Below are 6,745 nucleotides of genomic sequence, written 5' to 3'. Positions count from 1 at the left end.
TTAACCTATTTGTGCCTTAAGTCCTTTCCTGTATGAATTTCAGCTACTTTTGAGCGTAGTTGCTCTCATCGAATTTTATTTTAAGTTAATTATTTGCATAACAATTCCCGAAGAGCCTTTAGAATCAATAAAATCAAACAACAAGGCCACTAAAACTGACATTAACAAAGCACAAAATAAATACAGTCATCCGCAAGTTAAAGAAGCATTAGTTAAAATGTTTAATGGGAAATGCGCTTACTGTGAAAGTAAGATTATAGTGGTAACTTACGGAGCGATCGAACATTTTTATCCAAAAAGCCAGTATCCTGATCTGACTTTTACTTGGGAGAATTTACTGCTTTCTTGTGATAAATGTAATGATGCCAATCACAAAGGCACAAATTTTCCTCTCGATGATATCACGGGAAATCCTCTGTTAATAGACCCCACGGATGGAGTAACCGATCCGAATACACATCTTGAATTTGTTTGGGATGAAATGGCAAAATTGGCCAGTGTTTATGGTCGGGATCGGCGTGGTCAAATTGTTGAAGATTTGTTCGATCTCAATGGTATGCGTGGACGAAAAGAATTAATCAACCATCGTAGTCAATATATTAAAAAGTTGTTAGCATTATTACGTTACGCCAAACAAGGAGACTCGGAGGTTTTATCTTTACTGTAAGAAGCTTGTCAACCGGGAGCGGAATATTATGCTTTTGCTAGTATTTATATCCTGCCTCATTTGCCTCCCTAAAATTAAGGGTAATTATTATCTACGGTCTGAAAAACAAAATTTCTCGCTTATTATTCTCACCTTACTTGCTATTTATGTCTCGTCCTGTTGTTTATTTTGCCGTTACTAATCATGGTTTTGGCCATGCCGTCCGCAGTGCTTCGGTAGTAGCTAATATTATTGAACTTAATCCCGAAATTTTGCCGATATTAGTCACCACTGCCCCGCGCTGGTTATTAGATTCCTATATATCTGGAGAATATATTCAAAGACATCGGGGGTTTGATGTGGGGGTAATCCAATCGGATAGTTTAACGATGGATAAATTAGCTACTAAAGAAAAATTAGAACAAATAATTGCTCAATCCAGGTCAATTATTGCCAGTGAAGTTAATTTTATTAAAACTAATCGTGTGGGTTTAGTTGTAGCCGATTTACCGCCTTTAGCGGCACTAATTGCCAAAAGCGCGGGGCTTCCTTGTTGGATGATTGGTAACTTTGGCTGGGATTTTATCTATCGTGATTGGGGTGAAGAATTTGCCAGTATTAGTGATTGGATCAGTCGTTGTTATAATCAATGCGATCGCTTGTTTAAACTGCCTTTAGCAGAAGCGATGACAGCATTTCCTCACGTTACAGAAGCAAATTTAACCGGGGGGACACCCCGCTACAGTGAAGAAGAATTGCGACAGGAATTTAAGCTAAATGCCCCTAAAGAAAAAACTATTTTATTGAGTTTTGGGGGGTTAGGATTAGAAGCAATTCCATATAATAACCTCGCCAGTTTTCCCGATTGGCAATTTATCACTTTTGAAAAAAACGCGCCCGAACTGCCCAATTTAGTCCGCTTACAGGATAAACTAGATCGGAGCTATCGTCCCGTGGATTTTATGCCCCTGTGCGATCGAATTATTTCCAAACCGGGATATAGTACCTTTGCCGAGGCTTTAAAATTAGAGGTGCCGATTGTTTCCCTAATGCGAGAAGGTTTCGCCGAATCAGCGATTTTATTGGCCGGAATTCAAGATTATAGTGATCATCAAATTATTAGCAGTGAAGAATTTTTTCAAGGTAATTGGGACTTTTTACGCCAAGCCCCCCAACCGCCACGATTAAAGGTTAAACTGCCTAAAGATGGTGCAGAATCGATAGCGAGAGCTATCGTAGAATACTTTGAGAGGTAATAGTAATGATTAACTTAGCCAATTTAACCTCTGATTATTAAGTAGGTAGGCATTAAAAATTATCAGACACCCCCCTTATCAAGGGGGATTAAGGGTAGGGGCAGGGTAGCTCAGAGGCAAAATCCATCTTCAATTTAATTGTAACTACTTAGGGTCTGCTGAAAAAGTTTTTCCTAGGGGTAGGAGTCAGGAGTCTCCGAGTCAGTAGCCGGTCGTTTCAGGCTTTGTTGCCCTTGTTTTTTGTACCAAGCGATGTACTACAAGAAGGATAATGCAAGGTTTTTGAAAGTCCCTATCCTATTTTCGCAGCATGAACATCGGACTTTAACAGGTCAAAAGCTTTATTTTAAAAGGGTTTTACCATTATTCAGCAGACCCTACTTACTTAAGTTAATTTCCTCCAAATTTTTGCGGCTCTCTTGTCTTTTTTGTGATAGGTTTTAGCGCTCGAATTTGTCTTCCTCTCTCTGTCCTTTGTACCTTTGTGGTTTATCCCCAAGAGAGCCTTTTTCCAGTCTATCCCTTCGGTGAGAAAAATAAGAGCGGAAACCACAGTTGATGAAGAATATCTTCATTAATCCGACGCACGGCTAACCATTCCAACATATTAGAACGATGGCAGGTGGCCACTGTGATCGCACTTATATCATTTTCTTCTGCTGCCGTCAAAACTTCTAATACAGGTGTTCCTGATCGCACTTGGCTCTTTACTTGCAAACCGAGTTTTTCTAGTCGCGCTTGCACCGCTTCTAATTCCCGACGAGCATCATTAAAACGGTATTCGGTGACACCGGGATCGCGACTGATATTTTCTACTACCCGGAGGAGAAGACATTGCTCAAAAGAGCCAGGGGCGCGGATTTGAGCGTATTTTTCTATCTGTTCAATTAGATAAATTGCGTCGGGACTGCCATCGTAGGGAATTAATAAATGTTTCCAGAGATGCTGACAGCGCAGGGCCAATTCATCGTGAGTATAAACTGATAATAATTGCGGTCGGAAAATCAGCAGCGGAATATCGGTAATACCTGCGATCGCTAAACTGGTACTACCGAATAATTTTTCTTGGACAGCACCGCGCATGGGATTTCCCATCAAAATCACGTCAATAGAGTGATTAGCGAGGATTTCCCGCACGGCATCCACGGGACGACGGTTAGAGATTTCGACAATAACTGTCATACCGTCGGGAATATTTGCTAAAGCTGGAGATAATTTTTCTTTGGCCGCGTCAATTTTTGCTTGATCTACGGCAGCTAGGGTGGGTTGTTCCCAAACCGGAATACTGTGGAGGAAGATAACTTGTTTTAAGCCGCTCAGGGCTAAGTGTGGCACACAATGGACAAGACGATGGAGACCATCGAAAAGATCTGTACAGATCAAAGCGCGCTCGAACATAAATTAACCCCCAGCAGTTCGGTTATTCTTCCCTAAGAATAGCTAAAAAGGTGAAGAAATGCGCCCCGCATCCCTAGCTCGTTTCCGGAGAAACCCAGCCGGAGAAAGAGGTCGCCCGAAGGGGTGAAATGAGTTACTGGGGGGCCCAGGGATTAGAATCTAGACCCCACTGGTGTTTGAGAAAAGCTTTGTACATATTTTCTCTGACCATCATTTGTTCGTAGAGCTTGATCAGGAAGTCCTGCGCTTGCTCCTGACTCATTTTTTCTACCTGAGTCTGAAAAGAACGAATGTTGAACTGTTGTTCTAAGGAAAGTTCGATCGGTTGAGACATGGTGTTCCTCCTCAATGAAGACAGTGGTTGATCACAAGCGAGATGGGTGATTGGTATCACCTCTTTTCTTTAACTAATGTAACAAATACTTGACAAAGTGTCAATGTATCTGTAGAGAGGGTTTTGCTTTCTCCCTCCTGTTAGCTAGGATACCCCGCCGCCAAAAGCAAAGAAGCATATAATGATACATTTAGCAAGAGTTTTCATAAAATTTTGCTTACTGTGAACAAATACTTAAGTAGTTATACTTAGGCAGCCCAGAGCGAGAGAAAATATTTGACAAATTGTGGAAACATTCTGTAATAATCGAAAAGAGCGACATAAATCGGGTAAGTTGAATGGTTAGGCCTGTTAAAAGCTAAAAACGTAACCCCTAGATTCCGTCCCTCTCGTTGAAATCGTTAAGGATAGTCAAAATTGACGGCCACAGCCGCTATCGTGCAGAAACTACAAGCTTATCGCTGGGAAATATCTTCCTTAGCTCTGTTTGCCTTAAAAAAATCAGCATACAGGCACGGAATGTCGCACAAGTTTTTACATCACCCTATACTTGGAGGAATCCATCATGTCCGTTCGTCTATACGTTGGTAATTTGCCCAAAGAATCCGTCGAGCGCGAAAAATTACAGGCGCTTTTTGCCGATGAAGGGGATACGATCACCACTAAAGTCATCAAAGATCGCAAAACCGGCAAATGTCGCGGTTTTGCCTTCGTTACCGTCCCTAGCGATGAACTAGCTGACCAGTTTATCGAAAAATACAACGGTCAATCCTTCATGGAAAACCCGATCAAAATCGAGAAAGCTCTCCCCCGCAGCAAGGGAGGTAAAGAAGAAGGAGAAGAAGCAGACGGACCGGAGGCCAGCGTAGAAACCCCGGAAAAAGTCGAAAGACCGACTCCGAAACCGACGACGGCGGCACCGCGCAAATCCAGTGGTGGTGGCGGCGGCGGCAAAAAACGCAAGGCTGAACGGGGTGGCAATAATGCCCCGAAAGTTACCAGCGATGGTGACGCTTTACAGCCAGATCCCCGTTGGGCCAATGAATTGGCTAAACTCAAGGAAATGTTAGCAGCTCAGGCCACTAATCCCTAATTCCATTGACAAGAGGGCAAGGGATAGCCGATAACTAAGAGGTTCAAAACATCGCTTTTAGGAATGTGCATCATGACAGCAATCGATCCGGTCATTCTTATGAAACAGGAGGTCGGTAAGGCCGCCGCTAATCTAGTTCAATCTAATTCGGTCGTGGGATTGGGAACTGGTTCAACGACGGCCTACGCGATCGAATATCTCGGTGCTAGACTGCAAAGCGGGGAAATCAGCAATATTGTCGGGGTTCCTACTTCTTTTCAAGCGCAGGTTTTGGCCCGGAAGTACGGAATTCCCCTCACTACCCTCGATGTCATCGTGAAGATGGATATCGCCATCGATGGGGCCGATGAGGTGGATCCCCAGAAAAATCTGATTAAAGGCGGCGGTGCTGCCCATACTCAGGAGAAAATTGTCGATAGTCTCGCCGATATTTTCGTCGTGGTGGTGGATGGCAATAAGCTGGTGGATAAGTTGGGATCGACTTTTCTTTTGCCGGTGGAAGTGTTACCCATGGCCATGACTCCGGTGATGCGGAAATTAGAGGCCCTCGGTGGTAAACCTTCCCTGCGCATGGGAGTGAAAAAAGCCGGCCCGGTGGTCACCGATCAAGGCAATTTAGTTATCGATGTTAAATTTGATAGTATCGATGATCCAGCTGATTTGGAAAGAACTATTAATAATATGCCGGGGGTTTTAGAAAATGGTTTATTCGTCGGGGTTGCTGATCTGATTCTCGTCGGTGAAATTATCGACGGTAAGCCGGTAGTGCGCGAAATTAAGTAGGCTTAATTATTCTGAAGCTAATAGTGAAACAGGCCTGCCGCCTGTTTTATTAAGTAGTTAGGTGTTAAAAACTGTCAGATACCCCCCTTAATAAGGGTAGAGCTATTTCATTCTCAAGAAAAAAGGAGAAATACGGCGAGAAACGAAATAAACAAACGATAGAAACAATAATGGGAGGGACTTTCAGTTAATTATTTATTAGTAGTTGATAATCTTCAAAAATGTTGCTGTACAAGGATCGACTTAAGACTTTTGCAAGAGGTCTAATCTTTTGCAAGACGTGATTAAGGTTGTCGGCATAGGGGCCCTATTGGTGTCTGACGTATTGGAGTCTTAGCGGCTCACCAGCTACCTGCAAGAAGTAGGCGAGTTTCTGAATCTCAAGCTTGGAGAGCCGATAGCCCGGTATGCCATACAATTCCAAGAGTCGCACAAACAAGGCGCGAGCGCGGGTCATTTGGGGCTTTTCTGTGGCTACTTTCATCTTGTCTGCTACGGGTGCGCCTTGAGGCTCAAAGATAATCGCCTTAACCTCTGGTATTTCAGACAGAGCCTCTTCAATCAAAGGCTTCACCTCAGCCCAGTCGAGTCCACCATTACCACAGCCAAGAGGAGGGATAGCTATGGAACGAATTTCCAAATGACGCACCACCGCAACTAATGCTTTTAGTCCTGTTTGAATATCCTCAAGCCTTGATTTTTCCTTCCAGTGGCGTTTGGTGGGGAAATTAAGCAAGTATCGGGGGAAAAGTTGTCCAGTTGGGAAGATAAACATTTTTCCTGGCTGTACTTCCTTAGCGGTGCAAGCTTTTTTGTAAGCTAGGAAGTTTTCGGGAAATGCCTGCTTAAATTGCAAAGCAACACCTTTACCCATCACGCCGACACAGTTAACCGTGTTGACGAGGGCTTCGGCATTTTCTTCTAGGATGTTGCCCTGCTTGAATTCAATCATGTCCGCTCTTTCACTTGCTTTAGTATTTGTGTACTATAATAATCTCATTTTATGACTCAATAATAGTTAGTAAAAGTATAGTCAAATATAGACAGACTGAATTCCATTTCAGAAATTCCTTTCACTTTTACTTCGAGAGATTGATTCTCCTTGGGTGAACTACTCACCTCTCTATCCCATAGCGGTTAAACGCATTTGGGAATGCTTTTCGCAAAATGTTGTAGGAACCCATGACATCAGATTGAACCAGAATCCCTTTATCTGTACGATATAACCCTCGCGA

7 protein-coding genes and 1 pseudogene are annotated in these 6,745 nt (G+C 43.1%); 4 read left to right on the top strand and 4 right to left on the bottom strand.

Translation table 11 applies throughout. The features are described from left to right. Positions 1 to 49 precede the first annotated feature (49 nt). Positions 50 to 667, top strand: a complete 618-nt coding sequence (locus tag EWV60_RS11930; RefSeq protein ID WP_287232451.1) for a retron system putative HNH endonuclease — start codon at positions 50 to 52, stop codon at positions 665 to 667. A 146-nt stretch (positions 668 to 813) separates the two neighbouring features. Then, positions 814 to 1,902, top strand: a complete 1,089-nt coding sequence (locus EWV60_RS11925) for a glycosyltransferase family protein (protein WP_287232449.1) — start codon at positions 814 to 816, stop codon at positions 1,900 to 1,902. Positions 1,903 to 2,418: 516 nt separating this feature from the next. On the opposite strand, the gene EWV60_RS11920 is transcribed toward EWV60_RS11925, so the two are convergent. Continuing rightward, on the bottom strand, positions 2,419 to 3,300 hold the full coding sequence (locus tag EWV60_RS11920; protein WP_002778715.1) for a universal stress protein: 882 nt from the start codon (positions 3,298 to 3,300) through the stop codon (positions 2,419 to 2,421). Between the two features lie 133 nt (positions 3,301 to 3,433). Then, positions 3,434 to 3,634, bottom strand: a complete 201-nt coding sequence (locus EWV60_RS11915; RefSeq protein WP_002739006.1) for an NblA/ycf18 family protein — start codon at positions 3,632 to 3,634, stop codon at positions 3,434 to 3,436. 565 nt (positions 3,635 to 4,199) lie between these two features. On the opposite strand from EWV60_RS11915, the gene EWV60_RS11910 reads away from it, so the two are divergent. Both EWV60_RS11910 and rpiA read left to right on the top strand, forming a co-directional pair. Next, on the top strand, positions 4,200 to 4,727 hold the full coding sequence (locus EWV60_RS11910) for an RNA recognition motif domain-containing protein (protein ID WP_287232446.1): 528 nt from the start codon (positions 4,200 to 4,202) through the stop codon (positions 4,725 to 4,727). A gap of 72 nt (positions 4,728 to 4,799) precedes the next feature. After that, positions 4,800 to 5,510: a ribose-5-phosphate isomerase RpiA gene (rpiA, locus tag EWV60_RS11905; protein WP_002738940.1), complete on the top strand. Its 711-nt coding sequence runs from the start codon at positions 4,800 to 4,802 to the stop codon at positions 5,508 to 5,510. A gap of 307 nt (positions 5,511 to 5,817) precedes the next feature. Here the strand turns inward: rpiA and darG are convergent, their stop codons facing one another. Then, the gene (gene darG / locus EWV60_RS11900; protein ID WP_287232444.1) at positions 5,818 to 6,462 is read right to left on the bottom strand and encodes a type II toxin-antitoxin system antitoxin DNA ADP-ribosyl glycohydrolase DarG; all 645 of its coding nucleotides are present in this window, start codon (positions 6,460 to 6,462) and stop codon (positions 5,818 to 5,820) included. Between the two features lie 163 nt (positions 6,463 to 6,625). Next, positions 6,626 to 6,745: pseudogene (locus EWV60_RS23235) on the bottom strand (IS200/IS605 family accessory protein TnpB-related protein); the annotation flags it as partial.

Source organism: Microcystis sp. Msp_OC_L_20101000_S702 (assembly GCF_007095705.1).
GTDB classification, from domain to species: domain Bacteria; phylum Cyanobacteriota; class Cyanobacteriia; order Cyanobacteriales; family Microcystaceae; genus Microcystis; species Microcystis ichthyoblabe_A.
The sequence above is the reverse complement of the archived record's forward strand: the minus strand, read 5'-3'. Positions and strand labels throughout refer to the sequence as shown.